This is a genomic window from Planomicrobium okeanokoites (genome assembly GCF_003428875.1).
GTDB classification, from domain to species: Bacteria; Bacillota; Bacilli; order Bacillales_A; family Planococcaceae; genus Planococcus; species Planococcus okeanokoites.
Map to the genome: position 1 here is coordinate 102,392 of NZ_QQRS01000006.1, position 26,007 is coordinate 128,398.

General features: G+C 46.4%; 23 protein-coding genes and 11 tRNA genes. 9 read left to right on the top strand and 25 right to left on the bottom strand.

Going from position 1 to position 26,007, the window contains the following annotated elements; all coding sequences use genetic code 11:
- Positions 1 to 9: 9 nt before the first annotated feature.
- Complete coding sequence (gene chrA, locus D2910_RS13135) at positions 10 to 1,179, bottom strand: chromate efflux transporter (protein ID WP_101803248.1); 1,170 nt, start codon at positions 1,177 to 1,179, stop codon at positions 10 to 12.
- A gap of 198 nt (positions 1,180 to 1,377) precedes the next feature.
- Between chrA and D2910_RS13140 the strand changes: the two genes are divergently transcribed.
- From D2910_RS13140 to D2910_RS13150, 3 genes are all read left to right on the top strand, one after another.
- Positions 1,378 to 2,694, top strand: a complete 1,317-nt coding sequence (locus D2910_RS13140) for a hemolysin family protein (RefSeq protein WP_205854613.1) — start codon at positions 1,378 to 1,380, stop codon at positions 2,692 to 2,694.
- A gap of 65 nt (positions 2,695 to 2,759) precedes the next feature.
- Positions 2,760 to 3,662, top strand: a complete 903-nt coding sequence (locus tag D2910_RS13145; RefSeq protein ID WP_101803247.1) for a cation diffusion facilitator family transporter — start codon at positions 2,760 to 2,762, stop codon at positions 3,660 to 3,662.
- A gap of 3 nt (positions 3,663 to 3,665) precedes the next feature.
- Positions 3,666 to 4,229 (top strand): hypothetical protein, encoded by a 564-nt coding sequence (locus D2910_RS13150; protein WP_117313770.1) that lies wholly within the window; start codon positions 3,666 to 3,668, stop codon positions 4,227 to 4,229.
- Positions 4,230 to 4,270: 41 nt separating this feature from the next.
- Here the strand turns inward: D2910_RS13150 and D2910_RS13155 are convergent, their stop codons facing one another.
- The 5 genes from D2910_RS13155 to D2910_RS13175 form a co-directional block, all read right to left on the bottom strand.
- Positions 4,271 to 5,332, bottom strand: a complete 1,062-nt coding sequence (locus tag D2910_RS13155; protein ID WP_205854614.1) for a mechanosensitive ion channel family protein — start codon at positions 5,330 to 5,332, stop codon at positions 4,271 to 4,273.
- 20 nt (positions 5,333 to 5,352) lie between these two features.
- Entirely contained in the window at positions 5,353 to 6,654 is a 1,302-nt protein-coding gene (locus tag D2910_RS13160; RefSeq protein WP_117313771.1) for a DUF2254 domain-containing protein, read from the bottom strand.
- A gap of 146 nt (positions 6,655 to 6,800) precedes the next feature.
- Positions 6,801 to 8,000, bottom strand: a complete 1,200-nt coding sequence (locus D2910_RS13165; RefSeq protein WP_117313772.1) for a cytochrome P450 family protein — start codon at positions 7,998 to 8,000, stop codon at positions 6,801 to 6,803.
- 113 nt (positions 8,001 to 8,113) lie between these two features.
- The gene (locus tag D2910_RS13170; protein WP_117313773.1) at positions 8,114 to 9,178 is read right to left on the bottom strand and encodes a phosphotransferase family protein; all 1,065 of its coding nucleotides are present in this window, start codon (positions 9,176 to 9,178) and stop codon (positions 8,114 to 8,116) included.
- 16 nt (positions 9,179 to 9,194) lie between these two features.
- A complete protein-coding gene (locus D2910_RS13175) occupies positions 9,195 to 10,403 on the bottom strand; it encodes an acyl-CoA dehydrogenase (protein WP_117313774.1) in 1,209 nt (402 codons plus the stop codon).
- Between the two features lie 371 nt (positions 10,404 to 10,774).
- Here D2910_RS13175 and rsgA point away from each other — a divergent pair, with 371 nt between their 5' ends.
- Positions 10,775 to 11,830 carry a ribosome small subunit-dependent GTPase A gene (gene rsgA, locus D2910_RS13180; RefSeq protein WP_084242608.1) on the top strand — a complete coding sequence of 352 codons (1,056 nt, stop codon included), beginning with the start codon at positions 10,775 to 10,777 and terminating at the stop codon, positions 11,828 to 11,830.
- Positions 11,831 to 12,372: 542 nt separating this feature from the next.
- Here the strand turns inward: rsgA and D2910_RS13185 are convergent.
- The 4 genes from D2910_RS13185 to D2910_RS13200 form a co-directional block, all read right to left on the bottom strand.
- The gene (locus D2910_RS13185) at positions 12,373 to 13,014 is read right to left on the bottom strand and encodes a response regulator (RefSeq protein ID WP_084242609.1); all 642 of its coding nucleotides are present in this window, start codon (positions 13,012 to 13,014) and stop codon (positions 12,373 to 12,375) included.
- 14 nt (positions 13,015 to 13,028) lie between these two features.
- Positions 13,029 to 14,144, bottom strand: coding sequence for a GAF domain-containing sensor histidine kinase (locus D2910_RS13190; RefSeq protein ID WP_084242610.1), 1,116 nt, complete (start codon positions 14,142 to 14,144; stop codon positions 13,029 to 13,031).
- 231 nt (positions 14,145 to 14,375) lie between these two features.
- The gene (locus tag D2910_RS13195) at positions 14,376 to 16,079 is read right to left on the bottom strand and encodes a phospho-sugar mutase (protein WP_117313775.1); all 1,704 of its coding nucleotides are present in this window, start codon (positions 16,077 to 16,079) and stop codon (positions 14,376 to 14,378) included.
- Positions 16,080 to 16,199: 120 nt separating this feature from the next.
- The gene (locus D2910_RS13200; RefSeq protein ID WP_084242612.1) at positions 16,200 to 17,744 is read right to left on the bottom strand and encodes a carbon-nitrogen hydrolase family protein; all 1,545 of its coding nucleotides are present in this window, start codon (positions 17,742 to 17,744) and stop codon (positions 16,200 to 16,202) included.
- Positions 17,745 to 17,875: 131 nt separating this feature from the next.
- Here D2910_RS13200 and D2910_RS13205 point away from each other — a divergent pair, with 131 nt between their 5' ends.
- From D2910_RS13205 to D2910_RS13215, 3 genes are read left to right on the top strand one after another with little or no spacing between them, the layout of a single operon-like run.
- Positions 17,876 to 18,301, top strand: coding sequence for a disulfide oxidoreductase (locus D2910_RS13205; RefSeq protein ID WP_084242613.1), 426 nt, complete (start codon positions 17,876 to 17,878; stop codon positions 18,299 to 18,301).
- Between the two features lies 1 nt (position 18,302).
- Complete coding sequence (locus D2910_RS13210; RefSeq protein ID WP_084242614.1) at positions 18,303 to 18,773, top strand: thioredoxin family protein; 471 nt, start codon at positions 18,303 to 18,305, stop codon at positions 18,771 to 18,773.
- A gap of 54 nt (positions 18,774 to 18,827) precedes the next feature.
- Positions 18,828 to 19,673 carry an RluA family pseudouridine synthase gene (locus D2910_RS13215; RefSeq protein ID WP_117313776.1) on the top strand — a complete coding sequence of 282 codons (846 nt, stop codon included), beginning with the start codon at positions 18,828 to 18,830 and terminating at the stop codon, positions 19,671 to 19,673.
- A 41-nt stretch (positions 19,674 to 19,714) separates the two neighbouring features.
- Here the strand turns inward: D2910_RS13215 and D2910_RS13220 are convergent, their stop codons facing one another.
- From D2910_RS13220 to queG, 4 genes are all read right to left on the bottom strand, one after another.
- Complete coding sequence (locus D2910_RS13220; RefSeq protein ID WP_084242616.1) at positions 19,715 to 20,545, bottom strand: aldo/keto reductase; 831 nt, start codon at positions 20,543 to 20,545, stop codon at positions 19,715 to 19,717.
- A gap of 103 nt (positions 20,546 to 20,648) precedes the next feature.
- Positions 20,649 to 20,954 carry a hypothetical protein gene (locus D2910_RS13225; RefSeq protein WP_084242617.1) on the bottom strand — a complete coding sequence of 102 codons (306 nt, stop codon included), beginning with the start codon at positions 20,952 to 20,954 and terminating at the stop codon, positions 20,649 to 20,651.
- 331 nt (positions 20,955 to 21,285) lie between these two features.
- A complete protein-coding gene (gene trmL / locus D2910_RS13230; RefSeq protein WP_117313777.1) occupies positions 21,286 to 21,759 on the bottom strand; it encodes a tRNA (uridine(34)/cytosine(34)/5-carboxymethylaminomethyluridine(34)-2'-O)-methyltransferase TrmL in 474 nt (157 codons plus the stop codon).
- Between the two features lie 9 nt (positions 21,760 to 21,768).
- Positions 21,769 to 22,914, bottom strand: a complete 1,146-nt coding sequence (gene queG, locus D2910_RS13235; protein ID WP_117313778.1) for a tRNA epoxyqueuosine(34) reductase QueG — start codon at positions 22,912 to 22,914, stop codon at positions 21,769 to 21,771.
- Positions 22,915 to 22,981: 67 nt separating this feature from the next.
- Between queG and D2910_RS13240 the strand changes: the two genes are divergently transcribed.
- Positions 22,982 to 23,644: a B3/B4 domain-containing protein gene (locus D2910_RS13240; RefSeq protein WP_084242628.1), complete on the top strand. Its 663-nt coding sequence runs from the start codon at positions 22,982 to 22,984 to the stop codon at positions 23,642 to 23,644.
- Between the two features lie 102 nt (positions 23,645 to 23,746).
- A complete protein-coding gene (locus tag D2910_RS13245; protein ID WP_117313779.1) occupies positions 23,747 to 24,793 on the top strand; it encodes a C45 family autoproteolytic acyltransferase/hydrolase in 1,047 nt (348 codons plus the stop codon).
- A 90-nt stretch (positions 24,794 to 24,883) separates the two neighbouring features.
- Here D2910_RS13245 and D2910_RS13250 read toward each other — a convergent pair.
- The 11 genes from D2910_RS13250 to D2910_RS13300 all read right to left on the bottom strand — a co-directional run bounded on the left by D2910_RS13250 (position 24,884) and on the right by D2910_RS13300 (position 26,007).
- A tRNA-Leu gene (locus D2910_RS13250) sits at positions 24,884 to 24,967 on the bottom strand.
- A gap of 148 nt (positions 24,968 to 25,115) precedes the next feature.
- Positions 25,116 to 25,199 (bottom strand) — tRNA-Leu (locus D2910_RS13255).
- A gap of 9 nt (positions 25,200 to 25,208) precedes the next feature.
- A tRNA-Cys gene (locus tag D2910_RS13260) sits at positions 25,209 to 25,282 on the bottom strand.
- Between the two features lie 6 nt (positions 25,283 to 25,288).
- Positions 25,289 to 25,363 (bottom strand) — tRNA-Gly (locus D2910_RS13265).
- A gap of 7 nt (positions 25,364 to 25,370) precedes the next feature.
- Positions 25,371 to 25,442: transfer RNA gene (locus D2910_RS13270), tRNA-Gln, on the bottom strand.
- Positions 25,443 to 25,451: 9 nt separating this feature from the next.
- Positions 25,452 to 25,527 (bottom strand) — tRNA-His (locus tag D2910_RS13275).
- Between the two features lie 44 nt (positions 25,528 to 25,571).
- Positions 25,572 to 25,647 (bottom strand) — tRNA-His (locus D2910_RS13280).
- Between the two features lie 22 nt (positions 25,648 to 25,669).
- Positions 25,670 to 25,743, bottom strand: a tRNA-Trp gene (locus tag D2910_RS13285).
- Between the two features lie 6 nt (positions 25,744 to 25,749).
- A tRNA-Tyr gene (locus D2910_RS13290) sits at positions 25,750 to 25,833 on the bottom strand.
- Positions 25,834 to 25,836: 3 nt separating this feature from the next.
- Positions 25,837 to 25,912: transfer RNA gene (locus D2910_RS13295), tRNA-Thr, on the bottom strand.
- A 19-nt stretch (positions 25,913 to 25,931) separates the two neighbouring features.
- Positions 25,932 to 26,007 (bottom strand) — tRNA-Phe (locus D2910_RS13300).

The following is a 26,007-nucleotide window of genomic DNA, read 5'->3' on the forward strand; positions in this document are numbered from 1 at the left end:
TCCTTTCATCTATAGGAATGCATACATTGCCGCACCTAAAATAGCCGTTATCAAAACAACGATCCAAGGGGCGAGTTTAAAATAGACTAACATGGCAAATGCAATTACCGCAACGGCAAAGTCAGCCGGACCATTGATCGCTGAAGTGAATACAGGATCATAAAGTGCCGCAAGCAGGATCCCCACAACTGCCGCATTCACACCTTTCAATGCGGCCTGGACTCCAGATTTCGTCCGGATAATGCTCCAAAACGGCAGTGTCCCGATAACCAGTAGGAATGAAGGAAGAAACATCGCGAAAACCGCTACCACGACGCCCCATCCACTTCCCATCAATTGACCGAGATAAGCTGAAAGAGTAAATAGAGGGCCCGGAACCGCTTGGGCAGCACCGTACCCCGCAATAAACGTATCTGCGTCCATGAACCCAGGGACTACTTCCCGTTCAAGCATCGGCAGGACAACATGCCCGCCTCCGAAAACAATCGATCCGACACGGTAAAAGATATCAAAAATCGCATAGTAACCGGACTCGATGACTGGACGCAGCAATGGCAATCCAATCAGCAATCCAGCGAAGATCGTCCATGCTGCAATACCCGTCTTTTTACCGAAACTGAGTACCAGCTTCACTGCCTCGGGTGCTTGATCATTTTTGTATATCAAAAAGCCGATTATCCCGGCAATAATGATGACACCAATTTGTGCCCAGGCTGTCGGCACCAATAAAATGGCGGCTGCTGATAAAACCGCTATAGCCACTCGCTGACGATCCGGAACCAATGATTTCCCCATACCGAGCAAAGCGTGTGCAACAACCGCAACCGCTACAATTTTTAATCCCTGTATCCAGCCTGTATCAAATGCGGCTCCTGAAATGAACATTGCAAACAAAGCAAGAATCAGCACAGACGGCATAGTAAAGCCGAACCATGAGATGAACCCTCCAAGAATTCCGCCTCTCAGCATCCCCACGGATATGCCCACCTGCGAACTGGCGGGTCCCGGTAGAAATTGGCATAATGCGACGATATCCGCATACGCTTTATCGTCCAGCCATTTCCGTTTTTCTACGTATTCATCCCTGAAATAACCAAGATGGGCAGTCGGTCCGCCAAATGAGGTTAGCCCTAGTTTTGTCGAAGCTTTCAAAATTTCCAAATACTTATTCTGTGCCATTCGAGCCTCTCCTTTTTTATCCTGTTGCTTTAAGCATAACTGATTGCTTATATGAATTAAATTACAAGCTTGTAAATTTTATTGACGGAATTATTTGTTTTTTTATTTTTCTTCCCGTATCATTGAATTAATTTATATTTCTCCGCGGGAGGTGCAAACTTTGTTCCACTCCTGATTTGACTGGAACAAAGGACTTATTTGGACATAGCCATACAATTGACGCTATTTATCCTGCTTATTATCGCGGCCGCTTTTTTCTCGGCAAGCGAATACGCTATCGTAAAAGTCCGCAGCAGCCGAATTGATCAAATGATTGAAGAAGGCAATCCCAAAGCTCTGGCTGCAAAAAAGGTCATTACGAATGTGGATGATTATTTGTCCGCGTGCCAGATTGGGATCATGATTTCTGTTCTGGGGCTGGGATGGCTTGGCCATTCATCAGTCATCGATTTTATCACCCCTTTAACAGCCAGCTTGGGTATAGCGGAAAGTATTGCCGGCGTACTAGCCTTTTTGATTGCTTTTTTTATCGTCCTCACAGTTTTGACGATTGCCGGTGAGCTGGTCCCGAAAACAATCGCAATCCACAAGGCTGAGCAAATAACATTGGCTACGGCCAAACCGCTTATTGTTGCCTATCACCTGATGTACATACTCCTCTGGTTTTATCATAGGACGACAAGACTGATAGCCGGCTTGTTCGGTGTCAGCCACGTCTCTCAATCGGATATTGGCCACACCGAGGAAGATTTGAAAATCATCCTTGCGGACAGTCTGGAAAAAGGGGAAATCAATCCTTCCGAATATGCCTTCGTCAACAAGATTTTTGAATTCGATGAACGCATCGCGAAAGAAATAATGGTTCCGCGGACAGAAATGAAAATCATTGAAAAAGATCTTACATTGAAAGAAGTCTTTGAAAAAGCCGGCATTGAACAATTCACCCGCTATCCTGTAATCGATGGAGACAGAGATCACATCATCGGCGTCCTAAATATGAAATACCTTTTAACGGCTTATATCCGAAATCCGCTGAACGGTGATAAAGCGGTTGAAAATTTTGTGCTGCCGGTTATCCAGGTGATTGACTCGATGCCATTAAGCGAGTTATTGCTGAAAATCCAGCGTGAACGGATCCACATGGCGATTTTGCGCGACGAATACGGAGGAACAGCCGGCCTCGTCACAATCGAAGACATCATTGAAGAAATTGTCGGCGATATCCAGGATGAATTTGATTTGGAGGAAGTTCCTGAAGTCCAAAAAATGGGCGAGGACCATTATATCTTCAGTGCCAAGATGCTCATTGAGAGCATAAATGATATACTGGGTATTGAAATAGACGAAGAAGATATTGATACCATCGGCGGTTGGATGATGAGCATGAATTTCGATGCCATCCCAGGTGAGAAAATCATTGAGCAGGGTTATGAATTCCAGATCAAAGAAGTTGACGGACATCACATCCTTTACCTGGAAGTCCGCAAAATTGAAGAATCCGAAAACGAAGAATAGCAAAAGCGACTCTCAAGTGAGGGTCGTTTTCAATTTGTTAAAAAGGTTTGGAGGAAGGAAACTTTATGGAGTTATATACAAATTTACGCCGAGGGGAAAAAGGCGCGTGGCTGAGTATTGGCGCTTATGTGTTCCTTAGCACTATAAAGCTTGTATTCGGATTCGCCGGATCTTCGGAAGCGTTAAAAGCGGATGGCCTGAACAACCTGACGGATATCATCGCTTCTGTCGCAGTACTGGTCGGACTGCGGATCTCCCAGAAGCCACCGGATGAGAATCATCATTACGGTCATCTCCGAGCCGAAACTGTCGCTTCCCTTCTCGCTTCGTTCATAATGGCTGTGATCGGGCTTCAGGTATTGCTCGGAGCGGGACGCAATCTTTTCAGTCCCAGCGAACAAACTGAACCTTCCCTCTATACCGCTGGCATCGCATTATTTTCGGCCATCATCATGTATGGCGTCTACCGATACAATCTTAAGTTGAGCCGCGAAATTAACAGCAGTGCTGTAAAAGCCGCAGCATATGACAACCGTTCGGATGCACTGGTTAGTATTGGCGCCGGCATCGGAATCCTGGGCGCTATTTTGGGAGCACCTGTCATTGATGTCATCACCGCCTTTATAGTCGGATTAATCATTCTTAAAACCGCTTTGGATATTTTCAAGGAATCGGTGATGACTTTGACAGATGCCTTCAATGAAGATGAAGTTGAAACCTTGTCTGCCATTATCCGTAAAGTGCCGGGTGTCAGGAAATTAAGTGATTTTAAAGGGCGCCATCATGGCAATGTCATGTTTGTGGATCTGACAATTGAAGTCGATGCTTTGTTGAATGTAACGGAAAGCCACTGGATAACGGAAGAAATTGAAAGAAAAGTAAAAAAATCGAAACCTAATTGTGTCGTGCTCGTACATATAGAGCCGGACTATTCTGACTATGACGATCCGGTACAAGAGGGGGATTAGAAAATGTATGATTTCATTGATCAAAAGAGGATAGTATATATTACGTTTGCGGTTATACTGTTCATCTCCGCTTTATTTGCACCCGTGGCTTTCTTCTATCCAATTAAAACCATGTTCATCACACCAGATGCATTGGCCATCGGCACTTCTTCCATGTCGCTATTGACCGGAGGCATCGGCCTTGCGCTTATGGCGGGTGGATTGATCGTATTAGCAATGCTGGAACAGCGATTGAAGAAATACGGGTTTGCATTTGCTCTATTTGTATCGGGGATTATTGCGCTGAGCTTTTCTTTGACCGATTATTATTACATAACTTCCGACGGGTTTGTTTATAATGCCCCATTATCCATCACATCCGAGAAATATGGCTGGACGGATTTTGAAAAAGTGGAGGAACGTATTGTCAAAGAAAATGGAATGACAAAGATTGATTCATTTTCATTCCATTTAAAAAATGGAACGGTCATCGACATGCCGGCAGGAGCAATCCTCACAATGAGCGGCAGCATCATCAATAACGTCCAGGCTTCCGGTGGTGTCCATGAAAGGATCACAGAAGAATGAATCTGAACTTAAAGCCCCTTGCCATTGACCGGCAAGGGGCTTTAATCATTGGCGGGGGCATCTGCTTTCGCCAGTTCAATATCATTATCAAAAAACAATTTGGCGATAGCGTGTCTCAGCCTGCTTTCCAACTGTTCCTTCATCTGGACGTCGACGACATGCACTTCCACTTGGAAATCAAGCGCAGAATTGCGGAATCCGATAAAACGGACATCAGGCTGTTGATTTAGCGGCACACCCTTCATCGCTGGAATTTCCTGTTCTGCCGCTTCCAAAATGAGCTTTTCCACCTTTGCCGTGTCGCTGCCATATGCCACACTGACTTCCACTCTTGCAAACAACTCGGCACTGGAACGATTTTTAACGATCTGCTCAATGAAGTATTGGTTCGGAACGACCATTGTTCCATCTTTCAATGTTTCAACCACTGTAGACCTCAGCTTGATTCTCGTAATTTTACCGATCTTTTTGTCTATTTCAACCATTTCGCCCACTTCCATGGGCCGTTCAAACAGGATGATGATACCCGATACGAAGTTCGCTGCTATATTGCGGACGCCGAAACCGATACCGATGCCGAGCACACTGAAGACAACGCCCAATGCTGTGAGATCCAAGCCGACAGTCGTGAAACTCAAGGCCAGAGCCAGGAACATGACCGTATAGTAAATCAGCCGATTGATCGTGAAACTTAAACCCACATCTATATCGAATTGTTCATAAATGAACGGCATTACATGCCGGTTGAAAGTCTTGATGATCCGGCTGGCAAATGTCACAATCATGACGACCACAACAATCAGAAATACCGATACCTCTACGCCATCAGTTTCATAAAATGCATATGTCAGCCAGCTTTCCTTCCAAAAATAAAACAGGAAAAGGATGATGGAGCTATAAAAAGCGAGCCAATTCAAGATCGCTTCAATCATCGGCAAAACTCTTTCTCTATATCGGGTATGTTTCAGTATGAATTTAAAAACCCATTCAATTGTCAGCTTGATGACAAATATCAATGATAGGTAAATAAAGAACATAAAAAATTCCCTAACGGATAAATCTTTCAGTACGTCTATGCCATTAAAGAGCTGACTGTTATCCATCTACTCAGCCTCCCCCCTGTTTAATTTCCATTGATGTCCAACAGGTTAACTGCTCTCTTGTTCACTCTTTCAGCTAGAATATCAATTTTCTTCTGCAGAAATATCCTGTCCATCGATTTTAAATCCTTTGCGGCAACTCCTTCTAATATATACAATTGAATATCCCATAAATCGTTCTTATGCTTTTCAGGCACTGTCTCTGACGTGATTATCAAAGAATCCGTCAAGGCGCCCAGCACCGATATATCATCTTTTCCATAATAGGAGAACTGGTAATAGACTTTATACAGAATTTCTCTAAACTTCGGATAAGGGTACAGTATCCGGCCATTCCCCTTTTTGTCAGTCAGTACGACTTCATCTGTTTTAAGGCTGCCGATTTTCCCAAGCAGATTACCAAGCCTGATCACGATATCATTTGCTGTATTCGGATCGTTGATGCCTGGCGATATTGCCCGCAGCGAAATTTCCACTAATTTTTGCAGAGCAAACTCTACATCCTGTTCAGAAGTCCGTTCCTCTCCGATTATAAAATATTCATTGATTGGAAATTCTTCAGAATCAGCCATATAAACATTCACTATGGATTTTGTTTCATGGATGTAATCACCTATAGATACAAGAACTTCCACTTCCATATTATTTTTTTCAGCATATTCCAGAAGTTCTTCGAAGTAGATATAACCTATAAAACCTGCTTTGCCGGCAGCAAATGACCGCTTGATGCCATCCGGCCTCCAAATTGTTCCTTCATCGCTGCTCTTTTCCCATAATCCTTCGAATTTTTTTATAACCCGTTCAGTGTCGCCTATCAGATCAATCACTAATTTTCCTACTTGAACAGTAGTGGATATATGATGAATGAAATAAGCAAAAGTCGCCAAACAGAAGAATGCGATCACGATACCGATAAATGTGGAAATCACATCGTGACTGTAGAGGTGCGCACGCATGAACAGCAACGATAAAGTATTGTAGATGAATCCACCAAGAAAGACGCCAAGCACTCTCCATGTCAGCCGGTCATGTACGAAATTCTTTAACGTTCTGGGTGAAAATTGAGAGGAATACATTGTCAGCACAACGAGGATGGTGGAAAACGTGAATGTCGTCATCGTAAGTAATGCACCTGATAAATTCCCCATGATGGTTTTTGCCAGGTCGACATTCGTCAATAGAATCGAAGGTATGTACTCGCTGAGTGATTCGATTAAATACAAATCGATATAAAAGAAGATGATTGACAGCGCCACAGCAAAAATACTGTAGACGGCCGGAGTCACCCATAACTTTTCCTTGATCCAAAAAGTGAAATTTTTCATAAGTGTCCCCCCAATTCGTCCTTTAATAAATATTTCCCCTGTTACCGCCTATAACAAACACGTTAAACATTTTTCAATAACACCCCACTTTCCATAAAAAATAAAAAAAGCTCCCGATTAAAGGAGCATCTTTCCAATCGAACAAACTATGATTGTCTCTTCATGACGGGAATTTCCTTTACACCCCGGACAATCATTCCCTGTCGCCATTTAAGTTCGCTTTCTGGTATACGCAATTTCAAATCAGGAAAACGATCCAGCAGCCTGCGGATAGCTATCTTTCCCTCGAGCCGTGCAAGCGGCGCTCCAAGGCAATGATGGATTCCCGTCCCAAATGCGAGGTGCGGGCTTTTTTCCCGGCTGATCTCAAATACTTCCGGATCATCGAACTGATCAGGGTCCCGGTTCGCTGCATTCAAGGCAACCACCACCAATTCCCCGCGGCTGATTTCTTTTCCTGCAAACTGAAAATTTTCACCCGCCCATCTGGACGTACTGAATTCAACAGGCCCATCGAAACGCAATGATTCCTCGATTGCCTGTCCAATCAGCTCCGGTTTTTTTCTTAACAGCTCTTTCTGTTCCGGATGCTTCAATAAATTCAGAAATGTATTGCCTATTAAATTGACCGTAGTCTCGTGCCCGGCGATGATCAATAAGGTTACAAGACCGTATAATTCCTTTTCCGTCAAACGGTCTCCCTCTTCTTCCGCCTCTATGAGTTTACTGATCAGATCATCTTTCGTCTCAAGCCTTGTTCTGCTGAACCACTCGCCAAGATAACGGATAAAATCATTCATATGCTGGTAAACACTGACTCCCGGTTCACCGCTGCTTCCTTCAATAAGTGAATTTGACCAGATCCGGAATTTATCGCGGTCTTCCGATGGCACACCGAGAATTTCGCAAATGACGATGATGGGCAATGGAAAAGCGAAATCATCAATCAAATTGATTTCCTTTTTCTGCTCCATTTCGTCCAAAAGCTGATCGGTTATTTCCTCAATTCGTTCTTTCATTCCTTCAATTACCCGCGGCGTAAACGCTTTTTGTGCCAAGCCCCGGAGACGGCGGTGATCGGGCGGATCAGAAAAAAGCATATTCTGAGTAAAGACACTCATTCCGTCCATCGAGCCTCCATAGAGTTTACTGAAATCCTTGATGAAACGCGGCTCTTTCAATGCTTCCACCGCTTCCTCATAACCAGTAATCAGCCAACCCTGCTGGCCATCAGGAAACCTTGTTTTATAAACCGGATCCCCCGCTCGCAGCTGGGCATAATAGGGGTAAGGATTTTCCACAAATGTTTCTGTAAATAATTGCCGGCTATATTTATCGACGTCCATCATACCGCCTCCTTTCTCTCTTCATACCCGCTCCTATCCACCTTTTTCTCCACCAAATCACCTATTTGGAAAAGAAAAAAGACCGGAAATTCCGGCCAGCACTATACCTGAATCTATTTAGTTGCTGTTCCAAGCGCATAGCGGATCAGGCTCTTGACGAATCGATCGAAATTCGCAAAGCGCGGATCCTGCGTCTGGCCATTTTTATACCTGAAATAAATCTGCTGGACTATCACCGCCAGCTTGAAATAAGCGAACGTCAGATAAAAATCAATTTGAGTGACGTCCCGGCCGCTCTTCTCTGCATAGCTGCGAATAAATTCCTCACGTGTGTAAAATCCTTCATTGACAGTGACAGGCGGTTTACCCATCCCCTTTTTCAGGAGTTCCGGGTCATCGGCTTGGATCCAGTAGCTCATCGCCGCGCCCAAATCTGCCAGGGGGTCGCCGACAGTTGTCATTTCCCAATCAAAAAGTCCCGTTATTTCAGTATAATCTTCACTGAACATCGCATTGTTCAATTTAAAATCGTAATGGATGATTGTCGGCTCCTGTGATTCCGGGATATTGGCCAGCATCCATTGTTTCAACTCTTCCACCTCTTCAATATCATCTGTTTTAGCACGTTCATAACGGCCAATCCACCCGCTGACCTGCCGTTCCATAAATCCTTCCGGTTTCGCCATATCGGCTAGCGCCGTTTTTTTATAATCGATGGCATGGAGCTCCACCAGTGTATCCACCATTTTCTCGGATATTTTCCTGCCAAGTTCTGCAGTCGCTTCAGTTCCTGACGGAAATTCGGTATCCAGCACAACGCCATAACGTCTTTCCATGATGAAGAATGGACTCCCTGTTATAGAGGTTTCTTCCGAAAATACAAATGGTTTCGGGGCTGCTGGAAAAATCGGCGCCAGCGATTGCAGAATTTTGAATTCCCTTTCCATATCGTGCGCTTTCGGAGCCACTGGTCCAAGCGGCGGTTTACGGAGAACCCCTTCCCATCCCCCAATTTTAAGTGCATAAGTTAAGTTGGAATGGCCCGCGCCAAATTGGCGGATTTCAAGTTCGCCTTCAGGCAGTCCTTCAATTGACGAACGAAGAAATTCTTCAAGTCTTTGCAGATCGATTTCTTCCCCTTTTCTGACCGGAATCGTTGCTTGTGTAAAATTCCCCATTGGTCCCCCTCATTTCTTATAGATATTTTTTTAATTCCAATTTGGCAATCTGGCTTCTGTGCACTTCATCCGGTCCGTCCGCCAATCGAAGTGTCCGGGCATTCGCCCATTGCGCCGCCAGTGTGAAATCATCGCTGACACCCGCTGCCCCGAATGCCTGAATGGCCCGGTCGATAACGCGCAGGGCCATATTCGGTGCAGTGACCTTTATCATCGCGATTTCAGCTTTTGCTTCCTTATTGCCGACTGTATCCATCATATAAGCCGCTTTCAATGTCAACAGCCGTGCCTGTTCGATATCAATCCGGGAGTCTGCAATCCATTCCCGGATTACGCCTTGATTTGCCAATGGCTTGCCAAATGGCGCACGCTCGACTACTCTGCGGCACATTTCCTCAAGCGCACGTTCGGCAGCACCAATCAGCCTCATGCAATGGTGGATTCTGCCTGGCCCCAGCCTTCCCTGCGCAATGGCAAAGCCTTTTCCTTCTCCCCAAATCATATTGCCAGCCGGAACCCGGACATTATCAAAATTGATTTCGGCATGGCCATGCGGCGCATGATCGTAGCCGAAAACCGGCAGCATGCGCTCGATCGTTACACCTGGTGTATCCAAAGGCACCAAAATCATGGATTGCTGTTCATATTTCGGCGCATCCGGGTCATTTTTCCCCATGACGATGGCGATTTTGCAACGAGGATCGCCAGCCCCTGAAGACCACCATTTTCTTCCGTTGACGATATATTCATCTCCATCTCTCATAATGGTTGCAGAGATATTAGTCGCGTCACTCGATGCCACAGCCGGTTCAGTCATCGAAAAGCACGAACGAATGTCACCATTCAACAGCGGTTCGAGCCATCTCTTCTTCTGCTCTTCTGTGCCGTAACGCACCAATACTTCCATATTGCCGGTATCCGGCGCACCGCAATTAAAGACTTCCGGCCCAATCAGCGATCTGCCCATGATTTCACACAAAGGCGCATATTCCTGATTGCTGAGGCCTGCTCCGTATTCACTGTCCGGTAAAAAGAGATTCCACAGCCCCTGTTCTTTCGCTTTCTGCTTCAACTCTTCCATCACAGGCGGCACTTGAGACCAACGGTTGTTCTGTCCGTTCAATTGCTGTTCAAAAACCTTTTCATTTGGATAGACATGCACTTCCATAAAATTGTTCAAGCGCTTCTGCAAATCTTTAGTTTTTTGAGAATAGGAAAAATCCAAAATAACTTCCACCTTTCTTTATACTGACCAGTTGGTATGTTCAGAATATTAGTTTAATGGTAGCTTTTCTATACATTCTATGCAAGGCTTTGAAAGCCCTTCTTCCGAATTCTCTTAAAAATTGGAATCATGAATAAAAAACTTATTGACCATTTCGGAATTATCCGGTATCTTAAAGATAACTTGAGGAAAGAGGTGGGGTATTATGGCTATTCTATTCATTGCAACGAAACAGCAAATCCAGTCTATAGTATCCCGCTCCGTGTATCGCTGAAGATACGCTTCTTCCATTATGCCCGGGAACCATGGACTGCGATTTGCAAGACGCATCCATGGTTTTTTATTATGCATAAAAATTGGAGGAACTTAAATTGACAATTATTGAAAAGTACGGCTGGAATGAAAACTGGCAAGAGAAAATTGAAACAAACGGTGTACCGGGGCGTGTGGTACTGGAACATAAAAATCTTTACCGCGTGGTTACAGATCACGGTGAATGGCTCAGCTCACTATCCGGAAAATACAGACACAGCCATGCGAAATCAGAATTCCCTTCTGTCGGTGACTGGGTCGTTATCGAACAGATGCCGGGTGAAGAAAAAGGGATCATACATCAAGTCCTTCCCCGCATCTCCAGCTTCTCACGTAAAGCGGCAGGTGAAACTTCCGATATCCAGACGATTGCGGTCAACGTTGACTACGCGTTCCTCGTGATGTCACTGAACCACGACTTTAATGTCCGGCGGCTTGAACGTTATTTATTGGCCACTTGGGATTCAGGTGCTAATCCGGTAATCGTATTGACCAAAAAGGATCAATGCGACGACATCGAACCTTATTTGAAAGAAGTGGAATCGGTCGCTTTCGGAATACCGGTCCATACCGTCTCCAGTGTCACTCTGGAAGGGATTTCTGATTTGCAGAATATACTGGCCGGTTCCAGGACAGGTGCGCTGCTCGGTTCGTCCGGCGTCGGCAAATCTTCCCTGATCAATGCACTCGCCGGCACCGAATTGATGGCCGTCCAGGAAATCCGGGAAGACGACAGCAAAGGACGGCACACGACAACCCACCGTGAAATGGTGCTGCTGCCAAGCGGCGGATTGCTGATCGACACACCCGGAATGCGCGAATTCCAGCTCGGCGATTATTCTGAAGGCGTGGAATCCGGATTTACGGATGTGGAAACTTTGGCGGACGCCTGCCGTTTCCGTGATTGCGCCCACGGCAATGAACCCGGCTGCGCCATCCGGGAAGCGCTTGAAACAGGTGAACTTGAGCCTGAGCGTTTCCGCAGCTATGTAAAACTCAAACGCGAACTTGCCCATATGGAGCGAAAAAGCGATCTGGCGGCACAAAAAGCCGAGCGCTCGAAGTGGAAGCAGATTACGAAAGATTCAAGAAAACGTCCAGTTAAAAAGCGCTGAATAGAAATGAAAAGAGGCAAGACGCATTGATGCGTCTTGCCTCTTTCCTCTCGAGAAACTATATCTACTTCTCAAATCATTCCGCTTTAGGCGGACGCGTTCCGCAGAGAGCTGCCTGAGGCTCCCTCAGTCACTACGAAAACCGATGCTCCTGCGGGGGCTTAGGACTCGCTCTGAATCCAGCAGGAAAGACATTGGCCAAAGCTGGCGAGGACAAGTCTTTGCGACGAAGCAGCGCAGCGATGCAGGAGCACATCTTTTCCTTTCGCCGCCTGCTGCTTTATTTTAATGTTGAGCAGAATCCTTATATCAGCATACACACTTTTTAATGAATTAATAATTTGCCTATTATAGAATGTGTTGCTTAGTTATGGAGCAAAACAGCGAAGACTCCCAGGGGATTAGAAAGGGAGTTGGCTTGACAACTCCCTTTCGAGCGAAGTGCTGAGATCCACTCGGGCGAAGTGGAACGAGTCCGAGTTAGCTCAGTGCAAGCCCCCAGGAAAGCGGAGCTGTTTTGCGGAATATCGGTATTATAAACTCTATTCCATCCCCGCTTCTGTCAGTCCATGCTTAACTGCATAAAGAGCAGCCTGCGTGCGGTCCTGCACCTCGAGCTTCGTAAAGATATTTGAAATATGCGTTTTCACCGTTTTTTCTGTCACATATAACGCCGACGCGATTTCCCGGTTGCTTTTCCCTTTTGTCAATTCCGCCAGCACTTCTTTTTCCCGCGGCGTCAAATAATTGACGGTATGCGGCGCTGGTTCTGCCGGCCCTTTCAACAATTCAGAAGTCGCTTTCGGATGCAGCGTATTTTCGCCTCTCATCAAACTGCGCAACGATTCCACCAGCTCATCCGGTTCGATATCTTTCAGTTGATAGCCCGCCGCTCCCGCTTCGATCGCCGGCACGACGTGGTCACGGTCCGAAAAACTGGTCAGCATCAGCACAATGATTCCAGGATGCTTTTCCTTTATTTTGCGTGTAGCCTGAATTCCGTCCATGACCGGCATCACCAAATCCATCAACACAATATCTGGACGGAGTCTCTCAGCCATTTCGACCGCTTCCTTGCCATTCACCGCTTCACCGACCACTTCAATATCTTTCTGGGTTTTCAGAAAAAACAGCAGCCCTCTCCGGACTACATGATGATCATCCGCTATTAAAACCTTCATCAATCCATCCCCCTCTCTTAATAAGGAATTCTTACAAGAATTTCCGTCCCTTTATCCATTGCACTGGACCATTCCACTGTGCCGCCTTCGGATTTTGCCCGCTCTTTCATGCTAAGCATCCCGATCGATGGAATATACAGCTTTTCATCCATCACAAATCCTCTTCCTTCATCTTTTAACACAAGGAGCACGTCCGTCTGGGTCACCGACAGGAATAATTGTCCCCGGTCTGTGCCCGCATGTTTCCGGATATTATTCAATGCTTCCTGCGCAATGCGGAATAAAGTCTCTTCAATTCTTGAAGGAAGCTGGATGACGCCGTTCACTTTCGTTTCCAGCTCAAGACCCAGCATTTCAGCATAGCCTTTTATCCCTTCCAGCAAGCCGCTTTCGAGTCCTTTAGGCCGCAATTGCCAAATCAGCGCACGCATTTCATTCAGCGCTTCCTGTGTCAGGTGCTGAATATCGCTGAACGTTTCCCGGATTGCCGGCTCCTCTGACATCTCCACGCCGCCTCTTGCGGTAAGTGTTACAGAAAACAGTAATTGATTGACTGAATCATGCAGATCACGGGCCAGCCTATTGCGTTCAGTCACCAGCGCCAACTCCTGCTCCTGCCGGGTCAGGCCAATACGTTTAATCGCGGAGCCGATCTGAAAAGCCACCGATTCCAAAAGCGCCAGTTCATCCGCTGAAAAACGCTCCCGATCTGGTGCAGCAATATTCAGCAGGCCGAACCTTTCTGTACCTGATTGCAGCGGCACCGTTGCATGATGCGTTATGTTGCCATGGTCTCCAGTCTTTTCCGCTATTGAATTCTCGATTCGCTGGCAGGCGATGATATTTGAAGCTTTCTCCAAATCTCCATCGTGATACCTTTTGACACACCAGCAGCCGCCTTTTTGAAGGTGGCGGCAATCATCTTCCTTCAGTGCCGAAGGAAGATTCGCCTGCGCCATGAGCCTGTGCTTCCCTTCCCCGTCAATAAAGAAAATCCAGGCTGTTTCAAAATTCGAACCATCCAAAAGCTTCCGGATGGCCCCAGTCAGCATCCGTTCCATATCCGTTTCCTCATTCAGCAATTCTGCAATTTCCTTCAGCAGAATTACGTTGGAATGCTCGCTCAGCTCCATATTTCCACCTCACCACCGTTAATCCAACCATACCTGTTTTGAGCCTGGTTGCGCTTCATACTTTCGAATGAGAAAAGCCCCCTTTCACAAGGGAGCCTTCCATTTATCCCGTATTAACGGTCAGTTGATCTTACGCTTTTCCAAAGCGTGAGATCAACTGACCGTATAAACCCGTTTGGATCAACTAACATTCAGTGGGGATGAAGCGTCCCCACTGAATGAAGTTTCTCTTTATCTGTTATTCACTGCATCAAGAAAAGATTCCTTGATCAATTCCAGCTTTTCATCGCTTTCCTGTTCCGTATTTCCTTTAACACTGAAATAGAATTTCACTTTCGGTTCCGTTCCGCTTGGGCGAAGGCATACCCAGGAGCCGTCTTCGAGGAAATATTTCAGCACATTGGCCTGCGGCAATTCGATTTTTTCGCTCTTATCCAAGTCGGTGAAGATCCGATTCTGTGTTTCGTAATCTTCTATGGAAGTCACAGCGATTCCGGCTATGGACTGCAATGGGTTCTGACGCATGCCATCCAATAACGATTGTATTTCCCGTGCACCGTCCGCGCCTTTTTTCGTCACCGATACCAGCGCTTCCCGGTACCAGCCATGGCGATTGTATAACTCGACCAGCACCTCGTGCAGGGTTTTCCCTTGCGTCTTATAATACGCAGCCGCTTCAACGAGAAGCAGCACCGATTGCACTGCATCTTTATCGCGTGCAAAATCGCGGATCAGGTAACCATAACTTTCTTCATAGCCAAATAAAAACTCGAATTCTCCTGTGCTGTCATTTTCTCTCAGCTTTTCACCGATGAATTTGAAGCCGGTCAGGACATCAGTGGTTTTGACTCCGTATGAATCCCCCACCGCGCGGCCGAACTCAGAAGTAACGATCGTTTTGAAAATACGGCCGTTGCCAGGAAGTTCACCTTTTGCTTTTTTCTGGCTCAATAAATATTCAATCAGGATGGCCCCTGTTTGATTGCCGGACAGCAATTCGTAATGTTCCCCGTTTGTCACCGCAATACCGACGCGATCTCCATCAGGATCGACTGCGACAAGTAATTCGGCACCGGCTTCTTTGCCGTATTGCTTCGCTAATTCAAAAGCGCCCGCTTCTTCAGGATTCGGTGAAGATACAGTCGGAAACTCGCCGTCCGGTTCCATCTGTTCAGCAACGTAAGTGACGTCTGTGTAGCCTGCTTTTTGGAGCAATTGCTGCACCGTTGCACCCGATGCACCGTGAAGCGGTGTAAATACAGCCTGAATCGGCGAAGCTGCTTGCTGCTCGCGGACAGTCAAAGCATTTGCCAGATAAGCCTGATCGAGAGTATCCCCCACTGTAACCAATAATTCCGGATCATAGTTTTCATTAACAATTGTCAATTCATCTTCTACCTGGCTGACGAAGTCAATGACACGGTCCGCATCTTCCAAATTCAGTTGGGCGCCGTCTTCCCCGTAAACTTTATAGCCATTGTACTCAGGCGGATTATGGCTGGCCGTGATGACCACACCCATAAACGCGTGCAAGTAACGGACGCTGAAAGAAAGTTGCGGCGTTGTGCGTGTACCATTATATAAATATGTGTGGATTCCGTTTGAAGCAAAAGTTCTGGCAGCTTCTTCCGCAAATTCCGGAGACATGCGACGGCTGTCGTAAGCGATGGCAACTCCCCTTGCCATCGCTTCGGCTCCATTTGACTTTATGTAATCCGCTATCCCCTGTGATGCCTTGCGTACTGTGTAAACATTCATGCGGTTTGTGCCGGGCCCGATTTCCCCTCGCATTCCGCCTGTGCCGAAAGTGAGATCCTGATAGAATGCGTCTTCCGCCATTTTTTCATCTTCCTGAAGCAGGTCCAGCGATTTTCTCGTATCTTCATCCAGTCCTTCGTAATCCAGCCAGCGTTTGATCCGTTCCTTCCAATTCATAAAGATCCCTCCATCCATAATACGTACAACATATTTAATCTATTTCCAGTTTACCAAAAATGAAGAAAAAAAACCGCCTCCATCAGGAAGCGGTCCGGGAATTTCATTTTTTGGCTGAATTTAATCTTTCTTGTACTCGACGCGGTAGACATCATGTCTCCGGTCCTTCAATTGTTTGACGGTACCGTTCTGGCGCTGGCGGCGAAGAATTTCCAAGTCGACATCCCCGATCAGGACCATTTCAAGATTGGCATTTGTTTCCCCAACGATGCCATCGCGCGCAAATTCGAAATCCGATGGAGCAAAAATTCCGGATTGCGCGTATTGGATGTCCATATTTTCAGTTTGCGGCAAGTTGCCGACCGTTCCCGAAATGACGGTGTAGATCTGGTTTTCCACAGCACGCGCCTGTGCGCAGTAGCGTACACGAAGATAACCTTGACGGTCTTCCGTACAGAATGGGGAGAAGATGATATTCGCTCCCATATCTGTCGCGATGCGCGCAAGTTCAGGGAATTCGATATCATAACAGATCTGGATGGCGATTTTCCCGCAATCCGTATCGAATACGCGGACTGAATCTCCTGCAGAAATCCCCCACCACTTCCGCTCATTTGGTGTAATGTGGATTTTGTACTGCTTGTCGATGGAACCATCGCGACGGAACAGATATGCGATATTATAGATTTCATCATCTTCCTCTTTCACGAAATGGGAACCGCCGATTATATTGACGTTATAACGGACCGCGAGATCGGTGAAGAGTTCGATATACTGAGGCGTATATTCGGTCAGTTTACGCACTGCCTGGCTCGGTGACGGTTCGTTCAGGAACGACATCAGCTGAGTCGTGAATATTTCTGGAAATACGACGAAATCGGAATGGGCATCGGATGCCACATCGACAAAGTATTCCACCTGGCTCGCCAAGTCATCGAATGATTCAATGGCACGCATCAGATATTGCACAACACAAATACGGACCGGCAGACTCGTCTTGAAATGCCGTTTTGATACCGGTTTGTAATCCACGTTATTCCATTCCATCAATGTCGCGTATTTTCCAGAAGCCTTGTCATCCCGAAGGTAATTCGGATTGATGCGCATCAACTGGAAACCGTTCATTAATTGGAAAGTAAGTACAGGGTCATAAATTTTATGGCGGGATACCGCATCCACATATTCACGCGGCGACATTTCGTCTGCATGTTTGTGATAATTCGGAATCCGTCCGCCGATGATGATCGATTTCAGGTTCAGCTCACGCGCCAACTCTTTGCGGGCTTCGTAAAGCCGCTGGCCGACCTGCATGCGACGGTATTCGGGATGCACCATCACTTCGATGCCGTACATATTGTAGCCGTCCTGGTTATGGTTCGTAATGTAACCGCCATCTGTCACATCGTCCCAGGTATGACGGTCGTCGTATTCATCAAAATTTATCAGAAGACTTGAGCAGGAACCAATCACTTTGCCATCCAGTTCCGCGACCAGCTGGCCTTGCGGGAATACGCCCAAATGGCTTCTTAACTGCTCTTCTTCCCAAGGTTCCATGCCCGGGAAACATAAACGCTGCATCTCTAGAATGGCATTTATATCAGCATAGCTCATCTCACGGATGATCATGCTCTTTTCAAAATGGGATAAATCGAATTGTTCTGCCACTTTAGCCACTCCTTCACAAAAGTATCACATCTTATTATATCGGATATACACAGAGGTTAATATTATTTTACTTGCCCCAGCTAAAGAATTATAATTCTATAGTAGCTATTTAACAAGAGAGGACCTGCCATATGACGAAAATCCAAGAAAATCTTTTGCTTGGCATCTGGGCGACAGCTTTGATAGCCACTGCCGGCTCCCTCTATTTTTCTGAGGTCCGCGGCTATGTTCCATGTGAACTTTGCTGGATCCAGCGTATCTTCATGTATCCGCTGGTCATCGTTGTCGGTGTGGCTTATTTCCAGAAGAATGCCAAAATCGCCCTAACTTCGCTGATCATCTCAGGAATCGGGGGCATGATTTCCCTTTATCATTACGGAATTCAGAAATTGGCCTTTCTTTCCGAGTCCGCCCCTTCATGCGGACAGGTTCCGTGTACAGGCCAGTATATCAATTATTTCGGCTTTATCACCATTCCATTTTTAGCGCTTATCGCTTTCATTTTAATTGCCGGAATGAGTATTTATTTGCTGAAAACAATCAAGGAGGAAAACTAAATTGAAAAAAATGCTTATCATCGGCGGTGTTGTCCTCGCCATTTTCGCTTTGATCATTGTTCTTACACAAATGTCCCAAAATGAGAAACTGGCAAATAACCCGTACGATACAGATGATCTGGACCCTGCAACCATCGACCAGCTGGATGATGAAAATTATCAGAACATCGCTTTGCCGGATGAAGTAGCTGAACAGATTGAAAGCGGCGAGCCCACTACGGTTTATTTCTTCAGCCCGACTTGCGTGCATTGCCAGAACACGACGCCAATTTTGATGCCGGTCGCGGAAGATATGGATGTGGACGTCCTGCAATACAATCTGTTAGAGTATGAACAGGGCTGGACGGATTATTTCATCGAAGCGACACCGACACTTGTCCATTATGAAAACGGCGAAGAAGTTTCACGCTGGGTCGGATCGCAGCCAAAAGAGAATATCGAGGAATTTTTCACAGAAGTCGTTAAAAAATAACTGACAAGAGAGCAATGTGCACTGCGCATGCTCTTTTTTTATGGAGGAAACGAAATGAGCTGGAATTACGAAATCAAAGATGACGGCATGACCGTCGAAGAATTGCTGCGCACCGAATGGGGCCTCGGCAAGAAAGTTGTCCATGAACTGCGTATGGCTAAATCCGTTAAGAACGATAAATTCCAGGAAGTCGTCTGGAAAGAACCGCTTTCAAAAGGAACGGTCCTGCAATTTGATTTGCCGAAAGCGGATTCGCCTTATGAATCAAACCACGACATCGAATTACCGGTGCTCTTCGAAGATGAACATTTTTTGATTGCACAAAAACCGAAAGGCATGAACACACATCCCAATGAAGTCGGGCAAAATGACACCTTCATCAATGCCATCATCGGCCACATCATCCGCGGTGGAGGTTCTTACGGTGAGCACGTACACCGGCTCGACCAGGGCACTTCAGGACTGTTGATGGTAGCAAAGCATCCGGTAGCGAAAAACATCCTGGACCGCATGCTGGAGCAGAAACAATTAGTTCGGGATTACGAGGCTGTCGTCAAAGGCAAAGTGCACAATAAATCCGGCACCATCGATTTCGCCATCGGCCGCGACCGCCATCATCCAACACGCCGCATGGTTTCACCCACTGGTCAAAGCGCTGTCACGCATTATAAATTGCTGCGCCATATGGAAGGCAAATCGCTTTTGCAGCTGTCACTTGAAACTGGCCGGACGCATCAGATCCGTACCCACCTTTCTCATATCGGTCATCCGATCATCGGCGACGAATTATACGGCGGACCGCCGACACAGGACGGCGCCTATCACCTGCACGCCTTCCGAATGTCTTTCATCCACCCGTTCACAGATGATAAAATCGTGGTAGAAGATAAAGCGAGATAAAAAAAAGAAGTTCCCCTTTAAAATGAGGGAACTTCTTTTTCTTATGCTTTGACATCATCCGGATTCGTACCCGTTCGCCAATCCTGGTTCAAACCATCAATCGCTTTTATTTCTTCCGCTGCCAATGAAAAATCATAGACATCCGCATTTTCTATAATGCGTAAAGGCGTCACCGATTTCGGAATCACGATGAGATCATTCTGTAAATGCCAGCGGATGATCACCTGTGCAATCGTCTTATTGTGCTTAGCTGCAATTTCGGCCAGTACGGCGTCATCCAGCAGACGACCCCGCGCAAGCGGCGACCAGGAAGTCACCGCTATTTCCTGCTGCGCACAGAATTCGCGCAGCGGTTCCTGTGTCAATTGAGGATGCAGTTCAATTTGATTGACCATCGGTTTTGTGTTCGCTTTTGCCAAAATCCGCTCCAAATGCGGCTGATGATGGTTCGAAACACCAATTGCGCGCACCAGTTTCTCATCGTACAAGCGCTGAATGGCACGGTAGGTTTCTTCGTATTTACCCGGTACTGCCCAATGCGTCAGATAAAGATCCAGATAATCAAACCCGAGACGCTCCAGGGATGCTTCAAAAGCGCGAAGCGTCTGGTCATATCCCTGATCCGTATTCCATACTTTCGACGTGATGAACAAATCTTCCCGTTTTACAGCTGAGTTTCGTACCGCTTCCCCGACTTCCTGTTCATTTTCATAAACAGCCGCCGTGTCAATCGCCTTGTATCCTGCTTCGATTGCGGTGATCATTGCATTGACCGCCTCTTCCTTGTCCGTCATTTTATAGACGCCAAGACCGAATCGCGGTATTTCCACACCGTTATGTAAGGTTTTTGTAGAATTGATCGTTAAATCCATTAGGCTCACCCTTTCTTCTATTATTGTACAAATTCAACAGCATATTTTCGAGTTTTTCAACTCCACTTTACACCAAAGAAAAAAACCGCCATGAATGGCGGTTTTAGATGCGTGGACGGCTGGCAACAGCTGCGTTGATGAATAGCACGATGGCACTCAGTAAATGCAATGCCCAACCGATGACCGGGAACCAAGCCAATAAACTGGTGATTAATCCCAGAATCGGACCCGATTTCGGCGAATATTCACGGAAACAGAAGAATAAGGTCACCGCGTGCAAGACAAACATGAAACCAAGTACCGCGTAGCCTGTGCTGATGACAAACGATCCGCCGATGAGCGGGATTGCCAGAAATGCCTCTGCAATAGCTGAAACCCATAGCAATGCAGCAGAAATTTTCATTTTCATCGATAATCAACCTTTCCCTCTAATTATTTTCTCTACCTTAGTATACGGACGAAACCTGAAACGGTTTCAGTAGTTTCCATAAAACAATCAAACCGACAGAAAATCTCCATAATTCAATAAGGACTTATATTTCATTTTTCCCTGCTTTCCGCTATACTAAACTAAGATGCATATTTCAAGGAGGTCGTTATAAATGAACTTAATCCTTATTTTAGGCGTTTGTGTTGCTTTCCTTGCAGCGATTTTCACTGCTGGATACGACGACAAACCAGGTACTTACGATAAAGAATAGCATTGTAAAAGGACAGCGGAAATTTTCCGCTGTCCTTTTTTATTCTAAACCGGGATATCCCTGCTGGCGCAGCGCTTCATACATCAGGATCGCAGCAGTATTCGACAGATTCAGCGACCTGATATTATCATTCATCGGAATCCGCAGGCAATGGTCCGGATTCGCTTCGAGCAATTCCGGCGGCAACCCTTTCGTTTCCTGGCCGAACACGAAGAAATGATCTTTTTTCTGATCCGAAAAATCGAATGTCGTATGAGGTTTCGAACCGAACTTCGTGATGTAATAAAACTCGCCATCCGGATAACTGTCAAACAGCTCATCCAGTGAGTCATGGTAGGTCAAATCCACATGCTCCCAGTAATCCAACCCCGCACGTTTCAACATTTTATCATCAGTTGAAAATCCAAGCGGCCGAACCAAATGCAACCTGACTCCGGTCCCGGCGCACGAACGCGCGATATTTCCTGTATTCGCCGGTATCAACGGCTGATATAAAACAATATTTATGGCCACTCTCTTCACTTATCCTTTCGACTTTTCAGCAAAAAATGCCAATCCTTTTTGAATTTCCTCCAGCACTTCGCTGTCTTTTTCCTTTTCTTCCGCTATTTTTAAAGCATGCAGCCCTTCAGCCGTACCGATTTTACCGATGGCCCAGGCTGCCGTTCCACGAATAACCGGACGTTCATCCGATTCCAGCAGATCGATTAAAGCCGGCACAGCGCTTACTTCCTTGAAGTGCGCCAAAGCAAGTATCGCATTGCGCTGAATCGGCTTCTTGCCTCTCCAGGAACCCGACACATAACCGAACTTCTCTTTGAACTCCCGGTTTGAGATCTTTAATAACGGTTCAAGCAACGGCTTGGCTATTTCAGGATCCGGTTCAAATTCGGCGTGGATCTGGTTCGCTTTCCGTTTATTTTTCGGACAAACCGTCTGGCAAGTGTCACACCCATAAAGCCGATTCCCGATTTTCGAACGGAATTCATCCGGCAAAAAGCCTTTAGTCTGCGTCAAAAACGAAATGCAGCGCTGTGCGTTCAATTGTCCGCCTTCTACAATAGCACCTGTCGGACAGGTATCGATGCACAGCCGGCAGTCGCCGCATTGATCTTCCATCGGTTCATCCAGCGTAAACGGAATATTGGTGATCATTTCACCCAGATAGACATAAGAGCCGAATTCCGGCGTAATGATATTGGTGTTCTTCGCACTCCAACCGATTCCCGCGCGCTCTGCGACGGCACGGTCGGACAATTCCCCTGTATCCACCATCGAACGCATTCGAGCATCGGGATAATGCGAGGCAATGAACGCTTCCAGCAAAGTCAGCCGTTCACGCAAAGCCGCATGATAATCTTTGCCCCAGGACGAACGTGAAAAAATACCCCGTCTTGCTCCTTTTGTTCCTTGCGGCGCATCATTCATTTTTGATGGATATGCTATGGCGATTGCTATGATCGTCACCGCTTCTTCCAGCAGCAACTCGGGGTGTGTGCGTTTTTCGACATCCTGTTCTTCGAAACCCGATTGATACTGCAGCTGCTGCTGGCGTATCAATTGATGCTTTAAATTAAAGAATGGTTCCGCTGAAGCAAAACCGATTTTATCTATTCCGATTTCCGAGGCATAAGCAACGAGCTCTTTTTGAAATTGTCCAAGATTCATGCTGATAACCCCTTCTGTGAATATATGATACGATAAAGTAAATTGCTGAGGTGAAAGGATGAGTGCAGTGGAAACAACAGTCGATCCCCGTATTTCTGAAATTCTTTCTGATTTTAAAGTTGGAATCATTCATTATAACAATATCACCGTTTCCGATTCTCCTCAAATGTTAAAAGGCCGTCTCCAGCTTTTCCAGGAACAATTATTCTTCGACCTGGAAGATAAAGAACTGTCTGATTTTCCTGGCCTGCTCGAATGGAAAGTGAACTGGAAAGCGCTTGGTGCGGACCCTAACCGCTACCGCCCGTCGGCAGAAGCACTGTTCCGGAGAGTGAAGAAACAAAATTATCTCACACCGGTCCATTCCGGTGTCGATATGAATAACTTTCTTTCGCTTCAATATGAAATTCCCTTGGGACTATACGATGCCGATAAAATTGAAGGCGATGTCTCCGTAACGATCGGGACTGAACGTGACCAATATGAAGGCATCAATAACCGGCTGAATACGTTGGCCAATATACTCGTTACAAAAGACCAGCAAGGTGCATTCGGCAGCCCATATGTCGACTCCAAAAGGACCGCTGTAACCGAACAGACTACAAACGCTTTGCATATCTTTTATCTGCGCCCTTCCATGGACCGTGACACAGCACTCGAATTACTAGCGGCCGCCGCCAATATGTTTACCGGCATCAACGGTGGAGAAGCAGATTTTTATGTCATTTAACAATATGCCTGAGCCGTTTAACGCTGCTCAGGCATATTTCTTTTCGTGCAGCGCTTACATGCAGTACACTCGGATTAATCTGAATAAAAGAGGGATCTGACTTTGAAGCCTATCTATACTGATGTAATCCAGTTCCGGGGAAGCCATTACGATTTCGGTTATATGCAAGGATTGAAACTGAAAGATTCACTTATCCTGCCAAATCGCCGGAAACAATTTGGCACCTCCAACCGTCACTTGATGATCAACGAAAAAGAAGCAAGAGACATGCTGCTCACATATGCCCCAAGAGTTTGGGAAGAAATCAATGGCCTGGCGGATGCGCTCGGTTGGAACATGCACGATGCCATCCGTGAATTCGGCGGCTATTACCTTGAATACACGAGAAGTGGCTGTTCCATTTTAACCGGCTCTGATTTCATGATCCGCAATTATGACAGTTCTCCACAAGGATATGAAGGGAGATTTGCGCTTTATCAACCAACTGACGGCGGATACGCAACAATCGGACCTACAATGCAAATTACCGGCCGTACCGATGGACTCAACGAAAAAGGCTTGTCCATGGGCTATAATTTCATCAATCGCCGTAACTCGGAAGACGGCTTCATCTGCAATATGATCGGCCGCTTAATCCTCGAAAACTGTGCCGATATCAATGAAGCAATCGAACTTTTAGAAGAACTCCCCCACCGCCGTTCGTTCAGTTATGTATTGCTGGACCGCAGCGGAAGATCAGTGGTCGTAGAAGCATCTCCACGGTCTGTTGTTGTTCGGGAAGCTTCTGTATCCACGAATCACTTCGAATTGCTGACAGAAGAAAACCGTTACCAGTCAGATGATTCAAAGCGCCGTGAGCAGGCATTACTAACGCACCAAAAGCAATCTGAAGACGCCTACAGTGCTTTCAGACTGCTCAACGATCTGGACAGCGGTGTCTTCTCAATGAAGTACAGCACCGCATCTGGTACGCTGCACACCGCTTCCTACTTCCCTCATAACCTTGAAGTAGGTTTTGCATTGGGACCTGATCGTCTCCCCTTAATGATGGATTTTCAAAAATGGGTGGATGGTGAACGGTTATATGCAAAACGCATCAACGGGAAAATAGACACCCATCTGCCTTTTGCACATATGTCAGAAATGTAGTTTAAAATTTCATTATATTAAGATAGAAAAAAGCCCTGACTATTGGTCAGGGCTTTTTTCTTCTTACCGCTTGGCATACAGTAAGGATAATACCGGCGGTCGGGGTCGAACCGACACTCCCGTGAAGGAACGGGATTTTGAGTCCCGCGCGTCTGCCAATTCCGCCACGCCGGCAAAATGTCTAAGCGACAATAAATAATATAACATACTACCTATTAATTAGACAAGCAGTTTTTAAAGAGAATCGAAACTTATATATAAAAAAACACCGACTCTGATTTCAGAATCGATGTTTATAAAGGGCAGGCAGGCCCTTTTGTGATACCGGCGGTCGGGGTCGAACCGACACTCCCGTGAAGGAACGGGATTTTGAGTCCCGCGCGTCTGCCAATTCCGCCACGCCGGCAAAATATAATGGAGGCGGCAACCGGACTCGAACCGGTGATAAGGGTGTTGCAGACCCATGCCTTACCACTTGGCTATGCCGCCAATTTTTGGAGCGGAAGACGGGGGTCGAACCCGCGACCTCCACCTTGGCAAGGTGGCGTTCTACCACTGAACTACTTCCGCATTAAAGCTGGGGTACCTGGATTCGAACCAGGGCATGACGGGATCAAAACCCGTTGCCTTACCGCTTGGCTATACCCCAATAATAAGATGGGGCGGACGAGGGGAATTGAACCCCCGAATGCCGGAATCACAATCCGGTGCGTTAACCACTTCGCCACGACCGCCACGTTATTATTTTATAAGTGCATTAAATTATGTTTTAAAAAAATGGGGCGGACGAGGGGAATTGAACCCCCGAGTGCCGGAATCACAATCCGGTGCGTTAACCACTTCGCCACGACCGCCAAGATGTATTTTTTATAAAAATGGCAGGGGCAGTAGGAATCGAACCCACATCGGAGGTTTTGGAGACCTCTGTTCTACCGTTAAACTATGCCCCTAAAAACTGGTGGTGGGGGGCAGATTCGAACTGCCGAACCCGAAGGAGCGGATTTACAGTCCGCCGCGTTTAGCCACTTCGCTACCCCACCGTGTGGTGCCGGAGAAAGGACTTGAACCCTCAACCTACTGATTACAAGTCAGTTGCTCTACCAGTTGAGCTACTCCGGCATGGAGAAAATTTAAAATATGGTGGGTCAGGACGGAATCGAACCGCCGACACTTAGAGCTTCAATCTAATGCTCTACCAACTGAGCTACTGACCC